Genomic DNA, 21,209 nt, shown 5'->3' with positions numbered 1-21,209 from the left:
ATGACCACTGCCACCCCAGCCCGCGTGCAGGCTGCGGGCTGGGGATGGCGCTACGCGGGACGGCGGCTTCCCGCCGTCAGCGACGTCACTTTCACGATCGAGCCGGGCGAGCGGGTGCTGCTTCTCGGAGCCTCCGGAGCAGGCAAGTCGACGCTGCTCGCGGGGCTGGCAGGTGTCCTCGGTGACGCCGATGAAGGCGAGCGCAGTGGTTCGCTTCTGGTTGACGGTGCGAGTCCCGAGTCACGGCGTGGGCACACCGGGCTGGTGATGCAAGACCCGGATGCCGGGATCGTGCTGTCGAAGGTCGGCGACGACGTCGCGTTCGGATGCGAGAACCTCGGTGTTCCGGCATCCGAGATCTCTGACCGGGTTGCTGAGGCGCTCGACGCCGTGGGTCTTGACGTGCCGCTGCGTCATGCGACGAAAGCACTGTCGGGCGGACAGAAGCAGCGCCTGGTGCTGGCGGGTGTACTTGCGATGCGGCCGGGGCTGCTGCTGCTCGATGAACCGACGGCGAACCTTGATCCAGAGGGTGTCGCCGAGGTGCGCGCGAGCGTGGAGCGCGTGGTGGATGCCACCGGAGCGACCCTCATTGTCGTGGAGCACCGCACGCCGGTGTGGGTCGATCTGATGACCCGCGTTATCGTGCTGGCCGCGGACGGTGGGCTACTCGCCGACGGAGCGCCCGAGCAGGTTTTCGCGGAGCACGGTCACGCGCTGGCGGATGCTGGGGTGTGGGTGCCGGGCCTGGATGTCGAGCTGCCGATGCTACCGAGGGGCGGCGCAGATTCCGACATGCTCAGCGCCGTAGACCTCGCGATCGCCCGTGACCCGCGCACCATCGTGCAATCCGGACTCGATGTGCATGTGCCGCGGGGGAGTGCGACGGTGATCACCGGTCCGAACGGTGTCGGCAAGTCGACGTTGGCGCTGACACTCGCCGGGCTCATTCCCGAGCACGAGGGCGAGATCGTCGCAGCGGCAGAATTGGCTGGCAGGGGAGGGCGCAGGCCGTTTCGGTGGACCTCCCGCGAACTGCTCACGCGCATCGGCACCGTGTTTCAAGAGCCCGAGCATCAATTCCTCACCCAGACGCTGCGCGATGAACTCGCGGTCGGGCCGAAGGCGCTGGGCTGGGATGCTGCGCGTACGACGGCGGTCGTTGAGGCGCTGCTTGAGCGCCTGCACCTTGCTCCTCTCGCGCTCGCGAACCCGTTCACGCTGTCCGGCGGACAGAAGCGCCGGCTGTCGGTCGCGACGGTGCTCGCGGCATCCCCCGAGGTGATCGTGCTTGACGAGCCGACCTTCGGACAGGACCGTAGAGGCTGGATCGAGCTCGTCGCACTGCTGCAGGAGGAGATAGCTGCCGGGACATCGGTCGTCGCGGTGACCCACGACGAAGGCGTGATCCGTCATCTCGGCGGGCACCGCATCGACCTGGGGGTTGCCTCGTGACTGAGGTGGATACCGCGACGCGTCACGCCTGGCTCGACGCGGTGAACCCCGTGACGAAGCTGCTACTGGCGCTGCTGCTATCCGTGCCGCTGTTCGCCTCGATTGACGTGACCAGCGGTCTCGTCGCGATCGCGCTGCAGCTGCTGTGCCTGCCGCTCACTGGTCTGCGTCTATCGACCGTGCTACGGCGATTGCTGCCCATCGTGATCTTCGCGCCCATCGCCGGTCTCAGCATGCTGCTCTACGCAGAACCTGCCGGTCAGATCTACTGGAGCTTCGGCTTCGCCACCATCAGCGAAGACTCGGTATCGCTCGCGATCGCTGTGAGCCTTCGCGTCGTGGCACTGGGGTTGCCGACGATTCTGCTGTTCGGCAACACCGATCCGACCGAGCTCGCCGATGCGCTCGCGCAGGTGGCAAAGCTCCCCAGCCGCTTTGTGCTGGGCGTTCTCGCCGGCACGCGGATGCTGGGGCTGTTCCTCGACGACTGGCGCACGATGGGACTCGCCCGCCGTGCGCGTGGGGTCGGTGACCGAGGAGTGCTTCAGCGATTCTTCTCCATGGCGTTCGTGCTGCTCGTGTTCGCGGTCAGGCGCGGCACGAAGCTCGCGATGGCGATGGAAGCGCGCGGGTTCGGCTCCGGCATCCCGCGCACCTGGTCTCGGCCATCGAGGCTGCATGCGCGAGATGGAGTGGCGCTGCTCGGCGGGGTAGTGATCATGACGCTCGCGCTGACGGCGGCCGTGCTGCTGGGAACGTTCCGCTTCGTCTGGAGCTGAGGCGGTCAGGTCGCGTTCAGCGCGGGTTTGCGTTCACAACTCCTGAGACCTGGCCGCAGAAGTCGGGTGTTCGTGGGATCTCGTACCGCTGCCGGTGGTTTCTCAGGAGTTGTGCACGGCCTACGGATGTCACAGCAGCGGGCGGAGCGCCTTTTCAAGCACGACGGCGTGATTGTGCTCCGGGTCGTGCGCGGCATAGACCAGCGTGACGACCTCGTGCGGCTTCAGCTGTGCGGCGAGCTCATCCAGCGCTGGCGCTGTCTCGTTCTCGAGTTCTGCGCGGTAACGGTCGGCGTAGGTGCCCCAGTCGTCATCCGATGCCGCGTGCCAGTCCTTTCTGAGCTCCGGACTGGGGGCGGTGTCTTTGGCCCATAGATCAATGGCCGCGCGCTCTTTTGAGACTCCGCGCGGCCACAGCCGATCGACGAGCACCCTGAACCCATCGGAGGGCTCGGCATTGTCGTAGGCTCGCTTTCGACGCAGTTCCATGGCCCCAGCCAACACCTCAACGACGATTGGCGCCAGGGGTGAGACTGCGAATCGCATAAGCTGGAACCGAGTTGCACGACCGTTCGAAGGAGAACAGATGCAGATTCAGGGATCAGGCGCCCTCATCACGGGTGGAGCTTCAGGGCTGGGCCTCGCGACCGCCCGCGCGCTCGCCGCCGCCGGTGCTCACGTCACCCTGCTCGACCTGCCGTCGTCGCAGGCGCCGAGCTCGCCGCCGAGATCGGTGGGACGTTCGCCGCAGGTGACGTCACCAATCCAGAGGATGCCGCGGCTGCCGCAGTCGCCGCGAATGAGCACGCCCCGCTCCGCATCGTCGTCAACTGCGCCGGCATCGCACCGCCAGCGAAGGTCCTCGATCGTGAGGGCAACCCCGCAGTCCTTGCCGACTTCGAGCGCGTGGTGCGCATCAACCTCGTCGGTACATTTAACGTCATCTCGCAGGCATCCGCCGTCATTGCGAAGAACGACGAGACCGACGCTGGCGGTCGTGGAGTCATCGTGAACACGGCATCCGTCGCCGCGTTCGATGGACAGATCGGGCAGCCCGCGTACTCGGCGTCGAAGGGTGGCGTGCACGCTATGACGTTGCCCATTGCGCGCGAGCTTGCCCGCTACGGCATCCGGGTCTGCACGATCGCCCCGGGGATCATGGAGACGCCGATGCTCGCCGGTCTCCCCGAGGCCGCGCAGGCGTCACTCGGACAGCAGGTGCCGTACCCCGCGCGCCTCGGTCGTCCCGACGAGTACGCCGCACTGGCCCTGAGCATCGTGACGAACGACTACCTAAACGGCGAGACCATCCGCCTGGACGGCGCCATCCGAATGGCACCGAAGTAACCCCACACCTCCCGTACCCCCGTTCGAATCGCGCAAGTTGTGCCATTTCGACGGAAAATACAGCCATTTGCGCGATTCGAAGGAGCAAGCATGAGCACTCTTGCAGGTAAGACGATTCTGATGTCCGGCGGTAGCCGTGGCATCGGCCTGGCCATTGCGTTGCGCGCCGCCGCAGACGGAGCGAACATCGCGATGCTCGCGAAGACCGACACCCCGCATCCGAAGCTTGAGGGAACGATCCACACTGCTGCAGAGCAGATCCGTGCGGCGGGCGGCAACGCGCTGCCGATCGTCGGAGATGTGCGTGAGGATGACGACATCACCGAGGCCGTCATGAAGACGCAGGGCGAGTTCGGCGGCATCGACATCATCATCAACAACGCCAGTGTCATCGACCTCTCGCGCTCGCTCGACCTCAGCGCGAAGAAGTACGACCTTATGCAAGACGTCAATGTGCGCGGCACCTTCATGCTGTCGCGGGCGGCGATTCCACAGCTGCGGGAAGCTGCAAACCCGCACATCCTCTCGCTGTCGCCGCCGCTCAACCCGACGCCGAAGTGGCTCGGCGCGCACGTCGGCTACTCGCTGGCGAAGTTCGGGATGACCATGGTCACGCTCGGACTTGCCGCAGAATTCGCGGAAGATGGCATCGCCGCAAACACGCTGTGGCCGCGCACGACCATCGCGACCGCCGCCGTGCAGAACCTGCTCGGCGGCGACCAGGTGATGGCCGCGAGTCGCACGCCCCAGATCTACGCGGATGCTGCCTACGCAGTGCTCACCAAGACGGCGCGCGAATACACCGGGCAGAGCCTGATTGTTGAAGACGTGCTGGAGGCGGATGGCGTGACTGACTTCTCCGGCTACGCGGCAGTGCCCGGCACTCCCGACAACCGCCTCTTCCCGGACATCTTCCTCGGCTGAGCCGGTGTCAGGTCAGGTCAGAACAGCAGGTACACCGCACCGATGATCGTGAGGACGATCACGATGCGGTCGAACAGGCGCTGGTTCATGCGGCGTGCCAGCCACAGCCCTGCGAGGGCGCCGATGACGACGAGTGGGACGAGTGCGGCATCCATCAGTAATACCGAAGGTTGAAACAGCCCGAGTCCCGCGAGGAACGGCACCTTCACAAGGTTGATGATGGCGAAGAACCAGGCGGAAGTCCCGAGGAACACCTGCACTTGCGTGCGGGTGGCGAGGAAATACATCGACATCACGGGACCGCCGGCGTTCGCGACCATGGTCGTAAAGCCGCCGAGCGTGCCATAGGTCGAGGCGAGCAGAATGCTGCCGTGCGCTGGTGTTGCGGCATCCGTCCGCGACTGGCGCCATCGTCGCCAGAGTGTCACGGCGATCATCAGCAGCAGAATCACACCGATCGCGCGGCGAACGATGCCGTCGCCGGCGAGCGCGAGGAAGGCGAATCCCGCGAGGAGTCCGGCGACCACCGCTGGTGCGAGCCGTACGAGCGTCGGCCAGTGCGCATGGCGCCGGTAAGCGATCAGCGCGAACACATCACCGACCATCAGCAAGAGCAGCATCGCGGCAGTCGAAGTGCGAGCCGGCAGCACCGCCGCGAACAGCGCGATCGCGAGGATGCTACCGCCGGGCAACGCGGTCTTTGAGATTCCGATCGTGACCGCGGCGAGCGCGAGCAACGCCCAGGCCCACGGCAGAAGATCAGGCATTAGCCGTGAACGGCGGAGAACGCGGCGGCAAACTTCTCTGCGCGTCGCGTGAGGTCTGCCCAGTCGGATGCCTTGATCGACGCGGAGTTCGCCAGATCGCCGCCCGCACCCACAGCGACGGCGCCAGCGGCGAACCAGTCTGCGAGGTTTTCGGGGCTGACGCCTCCGGTGGGCATGAGCGGGGCATCCGGGAACGGGCCGCGCAGCGCTCCGAGGTAAGACGGTCCGCCGAGGGATGCCGGGAAAATCTTCACAACGTCGACGCCCAGCGCGAGAGCGCTCATGACCTCGGTCGGGGTCATGGCGCCCGTCATCACGACGCGACCGGTGTCGAGCATCGCACGGGTGAGGTCAGGCAGCGTGCCAGGGCTCACCAGGAAAGCAGCACCCGCATCGGCTGCGGCCGTCGCCTGCTCCACTGTGGTCACCGTGCCAGCGCCGATGTAGGCAGCATCACCGTGCCGGGCGATCAGCTCACGAATCACCGCAGGGGCGTCCGGAGTCGAGTAGGTAACCTCGATGCCCGCGACGCCGCCGCGGATGATCGCATCAGCCGCCTCAAGCGCGAGTTCGGGGGAGGGTGCGCGCAACACGGCGAGAATGCCGGTGGCCCGGGCGCGGTCGAGACGGTCGGTCATGAGTGCTCCTCAGTCGGTGATGTCCCTATTCTGTCGCATCTCGCAACCTGTAGTGACAAGTTCGCTCCAGCCTCTTCTCACTCACCACCCCGTACCCTGGATACATGACTGAGTCCTCTACGATCCGCACGACGGGTCCCGCCAAGCCGCAGGTGCGTCCGCGGACCGAGGGCTGGACCCAGAAGAAGGACGAAACCGGTCGCCCGCTGTTGCAGTTCGCGAGTCCGAAGCGCGGCAAGCCGCCGGTGCATCTCGCTGACCTCACACCGGCTGAGCGCACCGCGAAGGTGAAAGAGCTCGGGCTGCCCGGCTTCCGTGCGAAGCAGCTCTCGACGCACTACTTCACGCACTACACCTCGGATCCTGCCGAGATGACTGACCTTCCGGCCACGCAGCGCGACGAGCTCGTCGCCGGCATGATGCCGCCCCTGCTCACCGAGGTGAAGCGTCTCGAGACCGACAAGGGCGACACGATCAAGTTCCTTTGGCGTCTGCATGACGGTGCGCTCGTCGAGTCGGTCCTCATGCGTTACCCGGGCCGCATCACGCTGTGCGTGTCGAGCCAGGCAGGTTGCGGCATGAACTGCCCGTTCTGCGCCACCGGCCAGGCGGGACTTACCCGCAACATGTCGACGGCCGAGATCATTGAGCAGATCGTCCGCGCGAACCGCCTGATCGCCGAGGGGGGCCTGGGTGGCAAGAAGAGCGATGACCACTCGATGGAGCGCGTCTCCAACATTGTCTTCATGGGCATGGGCGAACCGCTCGCCAACTACAAGCGAGTGATGGATGCTGTGCGCATCATGGTCGCCCCGCAGCCAGACGGCCTCGGCATGAGCGCCCGCGGCATCACGGTTTCGACGGTCGGTCTCGTTCCCGCCATCCGCAAGCTCTCTAACGAGGGCATCCCCGTCACCTTCGCGCTCTCACTGCACGCCCCCGACGATCACCTTCGCGACGAGCTCATTCCGGTGAACTCGAAGTGGAAGGTCGATGAGGCGCTGGATGCTGCGCGCGAGTACTACGAAAAGACCGGCCGCCGCGTCTCGATCGAGTACGCGCTCATCAAAGACATGAACGACCACGCCTGGCGTGCCGATCTGCTCGCCGAGAAGCTCAACCAGCGCGGCCGTGGCTGGGTGCACGTCAACCCGATTCCGCTGAACCCGACGCCAGAATCGGTGTGGACGGCATCCACCCGTGAGGTAACGAACGAGTTCGTACGGCGTCTCAACGACGCCGGCATCCCGACGACTCTCCGCGACACCCGCGGCAAGGAAATCGACGGCGCCTGTGGTCAGCTCGTCGCAACGAGCGAGGACGAGGTCGCGGCCAAAGCGATGGCCTGAGCCGTCAAACCTGTGAGCGCCTTGCAGGACTCTTGCACCGTATCCACAGGCATACTTTCGTAAGTTATTCGGATGCCTTATTCCGCTCATCGACCCGGTCAGTTCGACTCGCAGGGTCGGATCGTCCTCGACAGTGACTCTGCGGACGACACGGCGGACCTCGATTTTCTGCGTGAGTACGAGCCCACCGGCGCCGAAGATGCCCCCGCCGTGGATGTCTCCGAGCCATTCATCGGCACTGCGCTGATCGACCCGCCGCTGACTGACCCCGCGATGACTGAAGACAACGCACCGTCGGTCGAGTCGGATCTCGCGGCCCCCGCGCCTGAGAAACCGATCCGCGCAGCGCGTGTGCACCGTATCCGCCACCCGCGCACCCTCGGCTCCCGCTTGCGCACGCTCGCGATTCTCGGTGGCGCTGACGGTGATATTCTCGACCGCGTTCCGGGTGAGACGCCGCGGTTCGTGCAGATGTTCTTCGTGCTCGCCGGCACGGCGCTGGTCTCGGCGATCTCAATGGTCTTCGCGCTCACCACCGGAGTGCAGGCCGCGATCTGGCTGGCCGTTCCGCTGGCGGTTGTCTGGGCGCTGATCATCTTCAACCTCGACCGTTTCCTCACCTCGACCATGTCGTCGACGCGGAGCGTACTCAGGATCATCGCGCTCGCCCTACCCCGAGTGATCATGGCCGCGATCATCGGTTTCGTCGTCGCCGAGCCTCTCGTGCTGCAGATTTTTCAGAATGACATCAGTCGCGAGGTCGCTGCAACGAACATCACTCAGTCGCAGTCTGACCAAGAGGCTTTGGAGAGCGGTCCGGAGAAGATCGCTATGGATTCAGCATCCGATCGCGTTGCCGAACTCGAGAATCAGGCGGCAACCGGCGTTGTCGCTGGCACCGGCTCTTCTTCTGCCAGTGAGTCCGCCGCACAGGCAACCGTCGACGACCTGACTACCAAGATGGCTGATCAGCAGGGCGTCATCGACCAGGCCAGAGCGCTGTACCAGTGCGAGCTGACCGGTGAGGGCGTCGGAACCGTTCCCGGTTGCACCGGAGTCTCCGGCACGGGTGCGAGCTCGGATGCTGCGCAGGCGCAGCTCGCACAGGCGCAGCAGACCTACGACGCTCTCGCGGGCCAGCTGCGTGACGCGAACGCTGGGCTCGAAGAGGCCGGCACCGCCGCGAAGGCCAACACCTCGACCTCTGAGGCTCAGAACCGTGAACAGGCGCAGTCGCAGCTTCCTGCCGCACGCGACAGCTATGACCAGGCGCTCGCCGCGTACAACGCGCGGGCGGATGTCGTCGCCCAAGGCAACGCGGGCGCGGTCGGCCTGCTCAGCCAGATCAGTGGACTGAACCGGCTCTCTGAGAAAGAGCCCACGATCCTCTGGGCGCACTGGCTGATCGCTGCGCTGTTCTTCATGATCGAGTTGCTGCCCGTGCTCGTGAAGGTCCTCACCAGCTACGGCGACCCGACGCTGTACGAGAAGGCCGCTGCTATCCGCAAGCAGGTGAGCCTTGATCGGGTGACTGCCGAGGGCTTCCGCGACCGCGCGAAGATCGTCACCGAGAGCTGACCTCCCGTTCGAATCGCTCAAGTTGCTCTATTTCGGCTGTAGATGCAGCAACTTGCGCGACTCGAACGGTAAAAGAGGCTCTAGCGTGGGTACATGGTCAATTATCGCTATCTCGGAAACAGTGGTCTCAAGGTCTCGGAGATCACCTACGGCAACTGGGTCACGCACGCCTCACAGGTTGAAGATGATGCCGCGGTGAAGACCGTGCACGCCGCGCTCGACGCGGGCATCACGACGTTCGACACCGCCGACACCTACGCAAACACCGCGGCTGAAGTCATCCTCGGCAAGGCGCTCGAAGGCCAGCGCCGTGAAAGCCTGGAGATCTTCACCAAGGTCTACTTCCCCACCGGTCCGAAGGGCCCGAATGACACCGGCCTTTCCCGCAAGCACATCCTCGAGTCGATCAATGGCTCGCTCACGCGGCTCGGCACCGACTACGTCGACCTCTACCAGGCGCACCGCTTCGACTACGAGACGCCGCTCGAGGAGACCTTCCAGGCCTTCGCCGATGTCGTTCGTGCCGGCAAGGCGCTGTACATCGGCGTCTCCGAGTGGACGGCAGAGCAGCTGCGCGAGGGACACAAGCTCGCACGGCAGCTGGGCGTTCAGCTCATCTCGAACCAGCCGCAGTACTCGATGCTGCACCGTGTGATCGAGGGCAAGGTTGTGCCGGCATCCGAAGAGCTCGGTATCTCGCAGATCGTCTGGTCGCCGATGGCGCAGGGCGTGCTCAGCGGTAAGTATCTGCCCGGGCAGCCCGTGCCTGAGGGCTCGCGTGCCACCGACCCGCACAGCGGCGCCGACTTCATCAAACGTCTCCTGCAGGATGACATCCTCACCGCCGTGCAGCGCCTGAAGCCGATCGCCGAACAGGCGGGTCTCACGATGCCACAGCTCGCGATCGCCTGGGTGCTGCAGAACAAGAATGTCGCAGCAGCACTGGTCGGAGCATCCCGCCCCGAGCAGCTCGCCGACACGGTCAAGCCTCCGGCGTCACGCTCGACGCTGACACGCTTGCCGCGATCGATACGGCGCTCGGTGATGTCGCCAACACCGACGCGAGGGCACCTACTCGGTCTCTCCGAAGACGCGTCTGGTCTAAGGCCTCGAGTAGTCGCGCGGATCGTACTTCGACAGGCTCAGCACTCGGGTAGCTGCACCGCTCCCTGAGCCTGTCGAAGGGTGCGCATCGCCACCGTCAGGCGAGCGTGATGTCGACTTGAATCTCGGATGCCAGTCGCTCGAGATCCGTACGCAGGGCGTCAAGATCGGCGGATGCCGGTACCTCTGCCGTCACGGATGCCTCGAAGAGGCGGCCGCCGGCCATCGCGGCATCCCGTGTCGTCGTCGTCATGTCGTCGATGCTGAGGTGATGCGCGCTGAGCACGGTGGATATCTCTCGCACGATACCTGGGCGGTCGTTGCCGAGAATCTGCAGTGAAATCGGCTGAGACGCGGCATCGGTAGCGCCTGTGCCGGCGTGCACGGCGACGGTCAACCCGTCGAGGGACTGCAGCGCCGCGGTGAGTTCTGCGGTGCGATTGTCGGGGACAGAGACCTGCACAACACCGGCGAACACCCCGGCGAGCTCGGCAAGTTGGCTGTTCTCCCAGTTGCCGCCGTGCTCGTCGACGACATCGGCGACGGCGGCGACGAGGCCAGGACGATCGGATCCGACAACGGTGAGGATCAGAGTGGTCATGGCGTCATCGTAGCCGTGCGGGCTCAGTCTTCCCAGACCCCGGTTTCGAGGAACCGATCCATGCGCGCGCGGTGCGGAGCCAGATCCCACCCCTGCTCAGCCACCCACTCGTCGCAGTAGTACGTGCCGGCGTAGCGCGCACCGCCATCGCAGATGAGGGTGACGACACTGCCCTGGCGTCCCTCAGCGCGCATCCGCGCGATGAGCTGGAATGCGCCTACGAGGTTCGTGCCGGTCGAGCCACCGGCCCAGTGCAGAGTGCGCTCCTTCAGCAGACGCACGGCGGCGATGGACGCGGCATCCGGAATCTGCAGCATCTCATCGATCACGCTCGCGATGAACGATGGCTCGACACGCGGCCTGCCGATGCCCTCGATGCGGCTCGGCGTTCCGGTCGTGTAGTGCGAAGAGCCGGTGCTCCAGCCCCCGAAGAATGCCGAGCCTTCCGGATCGACGACGGCGACCTTTGTCGGATGCTGTCGATAACGCACGTAGCGACCGAACGTGGCGCTCGTGCCTCCCGTCCCCGCACCGACGACGATCCAGTCCGGTATCGGATGCCGTTCACGAGAGAGCTGGTGAAACACGCTCTCGGCAATGTTGTTGTTGCCACGCCAGTCTGTTGCCCGCTCTGCGTACGAGAACTGGTCGAGATAGTGGCCGCCGCACTCGCTCGCGAGACGCTCGGCTTCGCTGTACATCTGGGAGGGCTGTTTGACGAAATGACACTTTCCGCCGTAGTACTCGATCAACTCGATCTTCTCGGCGCTTGTCGTGCGCGGCATGACGGTGACGAAGTCGAGTCCCAGCATCCGTGCGAAGTAAGCCTCTGACACTGCCGTCGATCCGCTGGATGCTTCAACGAGCGTCGTGCCTTCTTTGATGCGTCCGTTCACCAGTCCGTAGAGCATGAGAGAGCGGGCAAGCCGGTGTTTCAGTGACCCGGTCGGATGCACGGACTCGTCTTTGAGATACAGATCGATGCCCCACTCCGCGGGCAGCGGGAACACGTGCAGGTGGGTGTCGGCGCTGCGGTTGGCATCTGCTTCCAGCAGTGTGATCGCAGTGCTGGTCCAAGAGGTCATGGGTTCGAGCGTAGCCGTGGCGTCCGAGGCAGGTGGATTACTGGGTGACGTATGCGCCCGCGAAGGCTTCGGCCAGCGGGGCAGTCGCCTCGCCAGCGGATGCTCCAACGCTCGCCCACCAGATGATCCCGGCGGCGACAGCGGCGAGGGCCACCAGCACGATGACCACCACGACCCACCGTGGACGACGTCTCCGCAGTGCGCGCGGGATCGCCACAGGTTTTGTCAGTGGGCCGGGTGTCGGGGTCTCGCGCCCGGTCAGATCCGCGATCGGTGGCGTGACGTGGGGGCTGTCGTTCAGGTGATCACTCATCGGTATATGCTCCCTCTCCAGTGTCGTCCCTCAGAGTGCGACTGTACCGGCCCTGGACGTTCCGCCGTCGCCATCGACGTGCAGCAGCGAGGCCTGAGTCTGCTCCTGCCGCAGCTGGAACTCAAAACGTGAGCGATCACCGCGGTGCAGCGCGATGAAGTACTCGATGGGTGTTCCTGCGTCGTCACGGCTGATACTGCGAAGACGCAGCAGCGCCGAACCCGCACTGACCTCGAGCAGCTGTGCCTGGTCGTGGCTCGCGACGGTCGCCTCCGCGGAGCGCACTCCATCGGTCGCGCGGATGCCGTGCTCGGCCAGCACCCGGTACAGCGAGGATTCAGACAGATCGACGTCGAGAGTGACAGCGCCGACGGCATCCGGCATCCAGGTCGTCGAGAGCGACCAGGGTTCGCCGTCGACGTGGCGGAGGCGCTCCAGCGCGATGACAGGAGACCCCGTCGGCACCTCGAGTGCGCGGGCGACGTCGTCGTCTGCTGCTTCGCGCTCGTGGCGAAGGATGTCGCTGTGCACGTGTCCGCCGCGTCGTTCGACGTCGTCGTAAAGACCGATCAGCGTGTGCACCAGCGACTCGCTGGTGCGCGGACGAGACACGAAAGTGCCCTTGCCTTTCACACGTTCGACCAGGCCTTCGTGCTCGAGCTGCGCGAGTGCCTGACGGACGACCGTGCGCGAGATTCCGTATTGCTCACAGAGGCGGTGCTCGCCAGGCAGCGGGTCGCCGGGTTGCAGGCCGTCACGCGAGATGCCGTCGATGATCAGGTGACGCAGCTGGTCATACATGGGGGCAGCCGAATGGCGGTCGATCGCGTCACCGGTCGCTGTCGGCGGCATCTAGTACGCCACCCCCGCATGCAGGATGACGTTGGCATAGGGCGTGAACTCGCCAGAGCGCACAAAAGCGCGCGCGGTGTGAGTCTGCTTCTTGAACTCGACGTGAGGGACGAGTTCGATCTCGATTCCAGGCAGCCGCTCGCGCAGCCCAGCCAGAACCTCGGGGCTGTGTTCGGCGACCTCGGCAGAGACCGTCGCGCCCTCGACGACCATTTCCGCGAGCACGGTGTCGAGCACGTCGAAGAAGCCAGGAGCACCAGGGCGGTAAGCGAGGTCGATCCGCTCCGATCCGGGAGGGATCGGCAGGCCGGCGTCCGTCACGACGATGAGGTCGGTGTGCCCGGTCTCGCTGATCACGCGTGAGAGCGCTGGGTTGATCGTTGTCGAGGTCTTGCGCATGCTGTGCTCCTGGTCGATTCGACTCGTCAGATTGCCTGGGCGCCGGGCTGGTGGGATGCCGAGGCGCTTGCCTGTGGGGATGTCGAGTCGGCTGCCTGGCGGGATACCAGGCCGCTCGTCTGGCGGGAGGCCAGGAAGGCGTCGACATCCGTACGAAGCGGAAGACTGGGCGAGGCGCCCTGCTTGGTGACGGTGAGTGCTCCGGCGGCGGTGGCGAGGCGGACGCTGCGCCAAGGTCACTGCCGTTCGCGAGCGCCGCGCCGAGGTAGCCCGCGTATGCGTCGCCCGCGGCCGTGGTGTCGACAGCATCGACGGGCAATGGAGGGATGATCTCTGCTCCGTCAGCGGTGACGACGCAGGATCCCTGTTCGGCGAGCGTGATGACCGCTGCGCCGACGCCCTGATCGAGGAACCAGCGCCCGGCGCGCTCGGCGGATGCGGCGTCGGTGACCTCGATGCCGCTGAGGACTGTGGCTTCGGATTCGTTGGGGGTGACGATGTCGATGTTGCCCCACACCCCGGGAGGCAATGGTGCCGCAGGCGCCGGATCGAGGATCACGATCATGCCGTGCTCGCGGCCGCGGGCCGTGATGTGCGCGGTGAGAGTGGATGGCGTCTCGAGCTGAGTGAGCAGCACCGAGGTCGTCGGCGCGAGCGCGGCGAGCGCCGCATCGATCTGCTCGGCGCTGAGGTGGGCGTTCGCGAGCGGTACCATGACGATGTCGTTCTGCGCCGAAGCATCCACCCGGATGTGGGCGATGCCGGTGGGACCGGGCACCGTTCGCAGGTGGCCGATGTCGACGCCGGCCTCGGTGAGGGAGTCGACGATCAAGTCGTGGAACAGGTCATCGCCGACGCATCCGACGAAGGAGGTGCGGGCGCCGGCACGGCCGGCCGCAACGGCCTGGTTCGCGCCCTTTCCTCCGAGAAACAGGGTGAACTGGTCGCCGAGGATCGTCTCGCCGCGCACGGGGAGGCGCTGAGAGAACGTGGTCACATCCGCCGTGACGCTGCCGACGATGACGACGCCGGTGCGTCCTTCAGTGGGGGAGGTGGTCATGGGGCTCCTGATCTTCTTTGATATCGCCTTCTTTGACATCGCCGTGTCCTGTCATTACATTAGCCGAATCGGCACTTGTAACGACAGGTCGCCCTCAAGGAGTTCATCCCATGCCTAATGTCGCTGCCATTGCCCCGCGCCTTTACGTTGACAGCGCTGACCTCGAGCGGGTCTCCCGACTGTTGGATGCCGGAGTCGTGCACGGCGTGACGACCAATCCGACGATCCTCGAGCGCGGTGGCCGCACCGCCGCTGAGATTCCCGATCTCTACGCGCGTTGGGCTGCAGAGGGCGCGAAGGAGATCTTCTTCCAGACCTGGGGAACAGGGCGTGCCGAGCTGCTGCGCAATGCCGAGATGATTCGCGGACTCGGTGATCGCGTCGCGGTCAAGGTTCCCGCGACGGCAGAGGGCTTTGCCGCGGCATCCGCCTTGGTGTCAAGCGGCGCGACGGTGCTGGTGACCGCGGTGTACTCGGTGGCGCAAGCGCTCGCCGCAGCGAGCATCGGTGCGCACTACATCGCGCCCTACCTTGGACGGCTGCGCGATGGCGGTGTCGACGGTGACGCACTGATTCCGAAGATGCAGGCCGTGTGCGCCGGAAGCGCCACTAATGTGCTCGCCGCGAGCCTGCGCTCGCCCGATGACATCACTTCGTTGCGGCTGGCAGGCGTGCCGTATTTCACCGCAGCACCCGACGTGCTCGATCAGTTGCTCTTCCACGCTGTCAGCGACAGCTCGGCGGCGGAGTTCGAGGCGGCGATGGGCCGCATCGGCGCCTGAGGGTCAGTTGCTCGCAGCCTGGCGCAGCCAGCGCTCGACGCCAGCGATGTGCGCGGTGGCAAGTGAGGTCGCAAGGTTCGGATCGTGCTGTGCGATGGCATCGGCGATCGCTCGGTGCTCGGAGAGCGTGCGCTCGACAGCGCCCTGCTCGGTGAGTCCGCGCCAGACCCGCGCACGCACAGTCTGTCCGCTGAGGCTCTCGATGAGGCTCGAGAGATAGGCATTTTTGGTCATCTGCACGATGTCACGGTGGAAGCGGATGTCGTGCGCGACGAGGTCATCGATCGTGACCTCTGCGCCGACGGTGTCGAGCTCCTCGTGGAGTGCGGCGATGGCATCAGCGGTGCCGAGCGTGGCGGCAAGCCCGGTGGCCTGGGATTCGAGCATCCGGCGCACCGCGAAGATCTCGAGGAGCGAATCATCGTCGTGCATATCGGCGACGAATGAGATCGCCTCCAACAGCAGGTGCGGCTCAAGGCTCGTGACATAGGTGCCGTCGCCGCGCCGCACGTCGAGCACGCGGATGACCTCGAGAGCCTTCACCGCCTCGCGCATCGAGTTGCGTGACAGTCCGAGCCGCTCGGCAAGTTCTTTCTCCGGCGGGAGGCGATCCCCGGGGGAGAGCTCGCCAGAAACGATCATCGCCTTGATCTTTTCGATCGCTTCATCGGTGACAGCCATGATCGCCATTCTAGCTATTGATCGGATGTCTACGGCAGGATGGCGGGATGCGTATTCTCGATTCACACTTGCACCTCTGGGATCCTGCCATATTGGAGTACCCCTGGCTCGAGGGTCCGCTGCGAGCGCGCTTTGCCGAGACAGAGCTCGCCGCGGCAGTGGGCGCCGTCGACGGCGAGCGCGCTTTTGTCTTTGTTCAGGCCGACTGCGCCGAGCACCAGACCCTCGACGAGGTCGAATGGGTCGCCTCGCTCGCAGAGCGGGTGGGCGTGCGCGGAATCGTCGCTGGTGCGCGCCTCGACCGCGGTGCCGAATCAGTAGAGCACCTGGATGCCGTGGCGCAGCATCCGCTCGTCGTCGGGGTGCGGCACCTGCTCCAGGGGGAGCCTGCAGGGTTAGCCGGATCGGCAGAGTTTCGCGCCGGTGCCGCCGCACTTGCCGAACGACGCTTGACCTTCGATGCGTGCGTCCGCGGCGCTGCCCAGCTGCGCGATGTCATCGCGTTGGCGACGGACGTCCCTGACCTACGGATCGTGCTTGATCACCTTGGAAAGCCCGTGGTCGGTACCGCGACAGAGGCCGCCGTGCCCTCGACGGAATGGATGGATGCTCTGACGGCACTGGCCACGCATCCACAGGTGTTCTGCAAGCTCTCCGGTCTGCCCGCCGAAGCCGGTGGTACGTGGAGTGCCCGGCAGATGGAGCCGTTCTTCGATGTCGCGCTCGACGCGTTCGGCGCGGGCCGTCTGATGGTCGGCAGCGACTGGCCGGTGTCGGCGGTCGGGGCATCAGGAGTCGGGGATGACGCGCTGGATGCCACGATGATCAGCTCGTGGACGGATGCCGTGGCATCCTGGGCCGCATCACGCGAGCTCGACGTCGACGCGATCATGTGGCGCAATGGCGCAGGTTTCTACGGGCTCGACTGAGACGGGGCCCGCATTGTTGGGGCCAGCATTGTTCAGGTCGCGATAACTGCCGGAATTCCGCGTTTCAAGCGGCAGGAATCGCGACCTGAGGCGCGCGCTACTCCGGGCGCAGGCGCAACTGCGCCATGCCGCCGTCTACCTCGATGGACGTGCCGGTGGTCGAGCCAGCGGCCGGACTCACGAGGTATGCCACGGCTGCGGCAACCTCGTCGGGTGAGACCAGGCGACCATGTGGCTGGCGTGCCTCGAGGGCGGTGCGCTCGGCATCTGGGTCGGCAGCCTGACCGAGCAGGCGTCCCACCCAGGGGGTGTCGGCGGTGCCGGGGTTCACGGAGTTGACCCGGATGCCCTCGCGCAGGTGATCTGCGGCCATGGCACGGGTGAGCGCCGTGACCGCGCCCTTTGATGCGCTGTAGAGCGCGCGGGCAGGCAACCCGGTCGTGGAGGCGATGGATGCCGTGTTGCATACCGCTGCTGCGGGTGACTTCCGCAGCCACGGGAGCGCGGCTGAAGTCACACGTGCGATGCCGGTGACATTCACGGACAGCACGCGGGCCCACTCGTCGTCGTCGTTCGCGGTGATGTCGCCTACGGCGCCGATACCCGCGTTGTTCACGACGATGTCGATGCGACCGAATCTCTCGGCGACGGCAGCGACCGCGGCATCCACACTGGCGCGGTCGGAGACGTCGGCAGCGTAGGCGGCGAACCGCTCATCGGCATTCGAGGGGTCGCGGTCGAGTACGGCGATCTGCGCGCCATCGGCATGCAGGCGAGCGGCGACGGATGCGCCGATGCCGGAGGCACCACCGGTGACGATGGCGACGAGTCCTTCCAGTGGTGCGTTCATCGTGTTGCCTCCCATGCAACGAATTCTTGACGCTGGCGACCGAGTCCATCGATGGAAACCTCGACGATGTCGCCTGCCTTCAAATACGGGTACTTACCCGACAACGCGACGCCCTGCGGAGTGCCAGTGAGGATGAGGTCGCCCGGCTCGAGGGTCACATACTGCGAGAGGTGATGCACGATGGTCTGCACGTCGAAGATCATGTCGGCGGTGTTCGAGTCCTGACGCGGCTCGCCGTTCACGAAGCTCTTCAGGTTCAGGTTGTTGACGTCGACCTCGTCCGGGGTGACCAGCCACGGGCCGGTCGGGTTGAAGCCCGCGGCGATTTTGCCCTTGGACCACTGTCCGCCGGAGACTGCCATCTGGAAGTCTCGTTCCGAAACGTCGTTCGCGACGACGTAGCCGGCGATGTGCGCATCCGCTTCTTCAGGCGAGTCGAGGTACGCGGCACGGGCGCCGATCACGATGCCGAGCTCGACCTCCCAGTCGGTCTTCTCGCTGCCGCGTGGGATCGTGACGTTGTCGTTCGGTCCGACGACGGTGTTCGGCGTCTTGAGGAAGATGATCGGAATCTTCGGCGGCTCGGCGCCAGACTCTGCTGCATGCGCGGCGTAGTTCATGCCAACGCAGATGACCGCACTCGGTCGAGCGATCGGCGCACCGATGCGCAGATCGGATGCCCCTTCCAGCTCGGGAAGGCTGCCTGCAGCGTGCGCAGCTGCTACTTGGGAACGGAACTCACCGGAGAGGAAGTCCCCGTTGACGTCGGATGTCACAGACCGAAGGTCGAAGTGACGCTCCCCCTCGACCAGGACGGGGATCTCGGACCCAGGGGCCCCAAGCCGCGCGAACTTCATGGTTCTCCTACTTCTACTTCGTCTGCGTGTGTCTCGTCTGAGAGTCGTCGAGTGACGGCACGTCTGATTGACAGTATAGACATCCGATGTTTACACTCCAAGAGATCCGTGCAGAAAATTCCGTCTGCACGCGGAGAGGAACCCCGTGAGCCGTATCGTCGCACTTGAGACGACTGACATCCGCTTTCCCACGTCACTGAGCCTCGACGGTTCGGACGCGATGAACCCCGACCCCGACTACTCGGCGGCCTACGTCGTGATTCGCACCGACGCCGCTGACGACATCTCAGGGCACGCTTTCGTGTTCACGATCGGTCGTGGCAACGACGTGCAGGTCGCTGCGATCGACGCGCTCGCCGGACACCTCGTCGGCCGTGAGATCGAACCGCTGCTCGACGACATGGGTACGACGTTCCGTGACATCATCGGCGACTCGCAGTTGCGCTGGCTGGGCCCGGAGAAAGGCGTCATGCACATGGCGATCGGCGCCGTGATCAACGCGCTGTGGGACATCAAAGCCAAGCGCGCCGGTCTTCCGCTCTGGCAGTTGCTTGCCCGGATGACGCCGGAAGAGCTGGTCTCGCTGGTCGACTTCCGCTACCTCACCAATGCGCTCACCCCCGAGGACGCGCTGGAGATTCTGCGCGCAGCCGTGCCTGGTCGCGCCGAGCGCGAAGCCGAACTGCTCGCCACCGGCTATGCGGGGTACACGACCAGCCCGGGCTGGCTCGGTTACTCCGACGAGAAACTGGAGCGCCTCGCCCGTGAGGCAATGGCCGACGGCTTCACTCAGATCAAGCTCAAGGTCGGCGCGGACCTTGACGACGATATTCGCCGCTTCCGCAAAGCCCGCGAAGTGTGTGGGCCAGACTTCCCGATCGCCATCGACGCGAACCAGCGCTGGGAGGTCTCCGAGGCGATCGAGTGGGTGAACGCGCTCGCCGAGTTCAACCCGGCCTGGGTGGAAGAGCCGACAAGCCCGGATGACGTGCTCGGTCACGCCGAGATCGCTCGTGGCATCGCGCCGATCCGAGTCGCCACCGGAGAGCACGCGCAGAACCGCGTGATCTTCAAGCAGCTGTTGCAGGCGAAGGCGATCGAAGTCATGCAGATCGATGCCGTGCGCGTCGCCGGCGTGAACGAGAACATCGCCAACCTGCTGCTCGCCGCCAAGTTTGGCGTACCGGTCTGCCCGCATGCTGGCGGCGTCGGCCTCTGCGAGGCCGTGCAACACCTGTCGATGTTCGACTTCGTTGCCGTCACCGGCACCCGCGAAGGGCGCCTCATCGAGTTCGTCGATCACCTGCACGAGCACTTCGTGTTTCCGACCGACATCCAAGGCGGCTCATACATGGCGCCCACTGCACCTGGAGCGAGCATGGAGATGAAGGCCGAGACCATCGCGAAGTACACCTGGACGGGTGCGCATGTCGTTGACTGAGACCTTTCCCACTCTCGGTTACGGCGCGGCCAACGTCGGCAATCTCTTCCGCGCACTCACCGACGACGAGGCGTGGGCGGTGCTGGATGCCGCATGGGAGAGCGGCGTCCGCTACTACGACACCGCCCCGCACTACGGCCTCGGCCTTTCAGAGCGGCGCCTCGGCGCCTTCCTGCAGACGAAACCGCGGGACGAATTTGTGCTCTCGACCAAGGTCGGGCGTCTGCTGCGCCCGAACCCTGACTTCAACGGCGGCCTCGACACCGACAACGACTTCTACGTCCCGAATGATCTGCAGCGGGTGTGGGACTTCACTGCTGACGGCATCCGCGCATCGCTCGAGGAATCACATGAGCGACTGGGTCTTGACCGCATAGACCTCGTGTATCTGCATGATCCGGAGCGCAACGACCTGCAGCTCGCGATTGACTCGGCGTTCCCTGCGCTCGAGCAGCTGCGTGCGGAGGGTGCCGTCGGTGCGATCGGCGTCGGGGCGATGACGAGCGAGGCGCTGGCTCGTTCCGTGCGCGAAGCTGACCTCGACATCGTCATGATCGCTGGTCGGTACACGCTGCTTGAGCAGCCCGCCGCCGTCGATGTACTGCCCGCGTGTCACGAACGCGGCACCGGAGTGGTCGCGGCATCCGTCTTCAACTCCGGCCTGCTTGCCAACGCAGAACCGACGCGCGACGGCCGCTACGAATACGGCGGGATTCCCGACGACGTGTGGGATCGCCTGCAGCGCATCGTTGCGGTATGCCGCGCGCACGATGTGCCGCTGCCCGCTGCCGCTATCCAGTTCCCGCTGCGGGAGTCAGCGACGCGCTCGGTCGTGCTCGGCAGCTCGCGCCCCGAACAGGTGCGGCAGAACGCCGAGCTCGCAGCGCTGGAAATCTCCGAAGCGTTCTGGTCGGAACTCGCCGATGATGGACTGATCCCGGCATCACCGACGGATGCTCGGCCCTGAGGAGGAGCCAATGCTTGAAGGAATCAACCCGCTGCTGACCGGCGAGCTCCTGCTGCACCTGGATCGAATGGGTCACTCCGACTCTGTCGTGATTGCTGATGCGCACTTCCCGGCGTGGGGTCTCGGCGAACGCGCGATCGATCTGCCGGGGACTAGGACCCCTGAGGTCCTGGCGGCGATTCGCACCGTCATCCCGCTCGATGATTCACCGGGGCTTGACCTGATGGAGTCGGCCGACGCCGAAGTGCTCGACGTGCAGCAAGAACTCATGGCCGCGGCGGGGACGACGGTCGAGACCACGCGATTCGTCGAGCGCTTCGCCTACTACGCGTCGCCAAGACCGCGTACCTCATCGTGCGCACCGGCGAGACGCGCAAGTACGGCAACGCGCTGCTGCGCAAGGGTGTGGTCGGGCACGCCTCTGCGTGAGCCCGCTCATGCGGCAAGACAC

20 protein-coding genes and 4 pseudogenes are annotated in these 21,209 nt (G+C 65.5%); 12 read left to right on the top strand and 12 right to left on the bottom strand.

All coding sequences use genetic code 11. The annotated features are described in order from the left end of the window. On the top strand, positions 1-1,455 hold the full coding sequence (locus tag DC31_RS02305; protein ID WP_036276505.1) for an ABC transporter ATP-binding protein: 1,455 nt from the start codon (positions 1-3) through the stop codon (positions 1,453-1,455). Further along, on the top strand, positions 1,452-2,234 hold the full coding sequence (locus DC31_RS02300) for an energy-coupling factor transporter transmembrane component T family protein (protein WP_036276502.1): 783 nt from the start codon (positions 1,452-1,454) through the stop codon (positions 2,232-2,234). The genes DC31_RS02305 and DC31_RS02300 overlap by 4 nt, the downstream gene beginning before the upstream one ends. A 129-nt stretch (positions 2,235-2,363) precedes the next feature. Here DC31_RS02300 and DC31_RS02295 read toward each other — a convergent pair whose 3' ends face one another. After that, on the bottom strand, positions 2,364-2,723 hold the full coding sequence (locus DC31_RS02295) for a DUF488 domain-containing protein (protein WP_036276887.1): 360 nt from the start codon (positions 2,721-2,723) through the stop codon (positions 2,364-2,366). A 97-nt stretch (positions 2,724-2,820) separates the two neighbouring features. On the opposite strand from DC31_RS02295, the pseudogene DC31_RS02290 reads away from it, so the two are divergent. Together DC31_RS02290 and DC31_RS02285 are read left to right on the top strand one after the other, a co-directional pair. Beyond that, positions 2,821-3,581 (top strand): annotated as a pseudogene (locus tag DC31_RS02290) (SDR family NAD(P)-dependent oxidoreductase). Positions 3,582-3,671: 90 nt separating this feature from the next. Next, on the top strand, positions 3,672-4,505 hold the full coding sequence (locus DC31_RS02285) for an SDR family oxidoreductase (RefSeq protein ID WP_036276500.1): 834 nt from the start codon (positions 3,672-3,674) through the stop codon (positions 4,503-4,505). 17 nt (positions 4,506-4,522) lie between these two features. Here the strand turns inward: DC31_RS02285 and DC31_RS02280 are convergent, their stop codons facing one another. Both DC31_RS02280 and DC31_RS02275 read right to left on the bottom strand, forming a co-directional pair. Beyond that, the gene (locus tag DC31_RS02280; RefSeq protein WP_036276498.1) at positions 4,523-5,272 is read right to left on the bottom strand and encodes a sulfite exporter TauE/SafE family protein; all 750 of its coding nucleotides are present in this window, start codon (positions 5,270-5,272) and stop codon (positions 4,523-4,525) included. Continuing rightward, complete coding sequence (locus tag DC31_RS02275; protein WP_036276496.1) at positions 5,272-5,910, bottom strand: bifunctional 4-hydroxy-2-oxoglutarate aldolase/2-dehydro-3-deoxy-phosphogluconate aldolase; 639 nt, start codon at positions 5,908-5,910, stop codon at positions 5,272-5,274. The genes DC31_RS02280 and DC31_RS02275 overlap by 1 nt, the downstream gene beginning before the upstream one ends. A 104-nt stretch (positions 5,911-6,014) precedes the next feature. Between DC31_RS02275 and rlmN the strand changes: the two genes are divergently transcribed. The 3 genes and pseudogenes from rlmN to DC31_RS02260 all read left to right on the top strand — a co-directional run bounded on the left by rlmN (position 6,015) and on the right by DC31_RS02260 (position 9,942). After that, on the top strand, positions 6,015-7,259 hold the full coding sequence (gene rlmN / locus DC31_RS02270; RefSeq protein WP_036276494.1) for a 23S rRNA (adenine(2503)-C(2))-methyltransferase RlmN: 1,245 nt from the start codon (positions 6,015-6,017) through the stop codon (positions 7,257-7,259). Between the two features lie 72 nt (positions 7,260-7,331). Further along, positions 7,332-8,837 carry a DUF4407 domain-containing protein gene (locus DC31_RS02265; RefSeq protein ID WP_036276491.1) on the top strand — a complete coding sequence of 502 codons (1,506 nt, stop codon included), beginning with the start codon at positions 7,332-7,334 and terminating at the stop codon, positions 8,835-8,837. 93 nt (positions 8,838-8,930) lie between these two features. Beyond that, a pseudogene (locus DC31_RS02260) lies at positions 8,931-9,942 on the top strand (aldo/keto reductase family protein). Positions 9,943-10,038: 96 nt separating this feature from the next. Here the strand turns inward: DC31_RS02260 and DC31_RS02255 are convergent. The 6 genes and pseudogenes from DC31_RS02255 to DC31_RS17410 all read right to left on the bottom strand — a co-directional run. Then, complete coding sequence (locus DC31_RS02255; RefSeq protein WP_036276488.1) at positions 10,039-10,542, bottom strand: glycine cleavage system protein R; 504 nt, start codon at positions 10,540-10,542, stop codon at positions 10,039-10,041. A gap of 23 nt (positions 10,543-10,565) precedes the next feature. After that, positions 10,566-11,627: a PLP-dependent cysteine synthase family protein gene (locus DC31_RS02250; RefSeq protein WP_036276486.1), complete on the bottom strand. Its 1,062-nt coding sequence runs from the start codon at positions 11,625-11,627 to the stop codon at positions 10,566-10,568. A 37-nt stretch (positions 11,628-11,664) separates the two neighbouring features. Continuing rightward, on the bottom strand, positions 11,665-11,940 hold the full coding sequence (locus DC31_RS02245; protein ID WP_036276483.1) for a hypothetical protein: 276 nt from the start codon (positions 11,938-11,940) through the stop codon (positions 11,665-11,667). A gap of 30 nt (positions 11,941-11,970) precedes the next feature. Further along, the gene (locus DC31_RS02240; protein WP_036276479.1) at positions 11,971-12,792 is read right to left on the bottom strand and encodes a GntR family transcriptional regulator; all 822 of its coding nucleotides are present in this window, start codon (positions 12,790-12,792) and stop codon (positions 11,971-11,973) included. Then, positions 12,793-13,191: a D-ribose pyranase gene (gene rbsD / locus DC31_RS02235; RefSeq protein WP_036276477.1), complete on the bottom strand. Its 399-nt coding sequence runs from the start codon at positions 13,189-13,191 to the stop codon at positions 12,793-12,795. 289 nt (positions 13,192-13,480) lie between these two features. Further along, positions 13,481-14,251: pseudogene (locus tag DC31_RS17410) on the bottom strand (ribokinase); the annotation flags it as partial. Between the two features lie 110 nt (positions 14,252-14,361). Here DC31_RS17410 and DC31_RS02225 point away from each other — a divergent pair. After that, a complete protein-coding gene (locus DC31_RS02225; protein ID WP_036276471.1) occupies positions 14,362-15,033 on the top strand; it encodes a transaldolase family protein in 672 nt (223 codons plus the stop codon). Between the two features lie 3 nt (positions 15,034-15,036). Here DC31_RS02225 and DC31_RS02220 read toward each other — a convergent pair whose 3' ends face one another. Further along, a complete protein-coding gene (locus DC31_RS02220; protein ID WP_036276886.1) occupies positions 15,037-15,714 on the bottom strand; it encodes a FadR/GntR family transcriptional regulator in 678 nt (225 codons plus the stop codon). Between the two features lie 47 nt (positions 15,715-15,761). On the opposite strand from DC31_RS02220, the gene DC31_RS02215 reads away from it, so the two are divergent. Continuing rightward, positions 15,762-16,643, top strand: coding sequence for an amidohydrolase family protein (locus DC31_RS02215; protein WP_051606328.1), 882 nt, complete (start codon positions 15,762-15,764; stop codon positions 16,641-16,643). 97 nt (positions 16,644-16,740) lie between these two features. Here DC31_RS02215 and DC31_RS02210 read toward each other — a convergent pair whose 3' ends face one another. Together DC31_RS02210 and DC31_RS02205 are read right to left on the bottom strand one after the other, a co-directional pair. Beyond that, positions 16,741-17,493, bottom strand: coding sequence for an SDR family NAD(P)-dependent oxidoreductase (locus tag DC31_RS02210; RefSeq protein ID WP_036276880.1), 753 nt, complete (start codon positions 17,491-17,493; stop codon positions 16,741-16,743). Further along, positions 17,490-18,350 carry a fumarylacetoacetate hydrolase family protein gene (locus tag DC31_RS02205; RefSeq protein ID WP_036276468.1) on the bottom strand — a complete coding sequence of 287 codons (861 nt, stop codon included), beginning with the start codon at positions 18,348-18,350 and terminating at the stop codon, positions 17,490-17,492. Before DC31_RS02205 ends, DC31_RS02210 begins: the two co-directional genes overlap by 4 nt. A 145-nt stretch (positions 18,351-18,495) precedes the next feature. Between DC31_RS02205 and DC31_RS02200 the strand changes: the two genes are divergently transcribed. From DC31_RS02200 to DC31_RS18990, 3 genes and pseudogenes are all read left to right on the top strand, one after another. Further along, positions 18,496-19,791: an L-fuconate dehydratase gene (locus DC31_RS02200; RefSeq protein ID WP_036276466.1), complete on the top strand. Its 1,296-nt coding sequence runs from the start codon at positions 18,496-18,498 to the stop codon at positions 19,789-19,791. Further along, positions 19,778-20,758, top strand: a complete 981-nt coding sequence (locus DC31_RS02195) for an aldo/keto reductase (RefSeq protein WP_036276878.1) — start codon at positions 19,778-19,780, stop codon at positions 20,756-20,758. Before DC31_RS02200 ends, DC31_RS02195 begins: the two co-directional genes overlap by 14 nt. Further along, positions 20,745-21,187 (top strand): annotated as a pseudogene (locus DC31_RS18990) (RbsD/FucU family protein). The gene DC31_RS02195 and the pseudogene DC31_RS18990 overlap by 14 nt, the downstream one beginning before the upstream one ends. Positions 21,188-21,209: the final 22 nt, after the last annotated feature.

The organism is Microbacterium sp. CH12i (genome assembly GCF_000685355.1).
GTDB lineage: Bacteria > Actinomycetota > Actinomycetes > Actinomycetales > Microbacteriaceae > Microbacterium.
This window is presented reverse-complemented; position numbering and strand designations above follow the sequence as displayed.

Bases quoted from the DNA above. Each gene is read 5' to 3' on its own strand.
- DC31_RS02265 (WP_036276491.1), top strand. From the start codon at position 7,332: ATGCCTTATTCCGCTCATCGACCCGGTCAGTTCGACTCGCAGGGTCGG.
- DC31_RS02240 (WP_036276479.1), bottom strand. From the start codon at position 12,792: ATGCCGCCGACAGCGACCGGTGACGCGATCGACCGCCATTCGGCTGCC.
- DC31_RS02295 (WP_036276887.1), bottom strand. From the start codon at position 2,723: ATGGAACTGCGTCGAAAGCGAGCCTACGACAATGCCGAGCCCTCCGAT.
- DC31_RS02245 (WP_036276483.1), bottom strand. From the start codon at position 11,940: ATGAGTGATCACCTGAACGACAGCCCCCACGTCACGCCACCGATCGCG.
- DC31_RS02285 (WP_036276500.1), top strand. From the start codon at position 3,672: ATGAGCACTCTTGCAGGTAAGACGATTCTGATGTCCGGCGGTAGCCGT.
- rlmN (WP_036276494.1), top strand. From the start codon at position 6,015: ATGACTGAGTCCTCTACGATCCGCACGACGGGTCCCGCCAAGCCGCAG.
- DC31_RS02205 (WP_036276468.1), bottom strand. From the start codon at position 18,350: ATGAAGTTCGCGCGGCTTGGGGCCCCTGGGTCCGAGATCCCCGTCCTG.
- DC31_RS02305 (WP_036276505.1), top strand. From the start codon at position 1: ATGACCACTGCCACCCCAGCCCGCGTGCAGGCTGCGGGCTGGGGATGG.
- DC31_RS02225 (WP_036276471.1), top strand. From the start codon at position 14,362: ATGCCTAATGTCGCTGCCATTGCCCCGCGCCTTTACGTTGACAGCGCT.
- rbsD (WP_036276477.1), bottom strand. From the start codon at position 13,191: ATGCGCAAGACCTCGACAACGATCAACCCAGCGCTCTCACGCGTGATC.
- DC31_RS02195 (WP_036276878.1), top strand. From the start codon at position 19,778: ATGTCGTTGACTGAGACCTTTCCCACTCTCGGTTACGGCGCGGCCAAC.
- DC31_RS02210 (WP_036276880.1), bottom strand. From the start codon at position 17,493: ATGAACGCACCACTGGAAGGACTCGTCGCCATCGTCACCGGTGGTGCC.
- DC31_RS02215 (WP_051606328.1), top strand. From the start codon at position 15,762: ATGCGTATTCTCGATTCACACTTGCACCTCTGGGATCCTGCCATATTG.
- DC31_RS02220 (WP_036276886.1), bottom strand. From the start codon at position 15,714: ATGGCTGTCACCGATGAAGCGATCGAAAAGATCAAGGCGATGATCGTT.
- DC31_RS02275 (WP_036276496.1), bottom strand. From the start codon at position 5,910: ATGACCGACCGTCTCGACCGCGCCCGGGCCACCGGCATTCTCGCCGTG.
- DC31_RS02280 (WP_036276498.1), bottom strand. From the start codon at position 5,272: ATGCCTGATCTTCTGCCGTGGGCCTGGGCGTTGCTCGCGCTCGCCGCG.
- DC31_RS02255 (WP_036276488.1), bottom strand. From the start codon at position 10,542: ATGACCACTCTGATCCTCACCGTTGTCGGATCCGATCGTCCTGGCCTC.
- DC31_RS02250 (WP_036276486.1), bottom strand. From the start codon at position 11,627: ATGACCTCTTGGACCAGCACTGCGATCACACTGCTGGAAGCAGATGCC.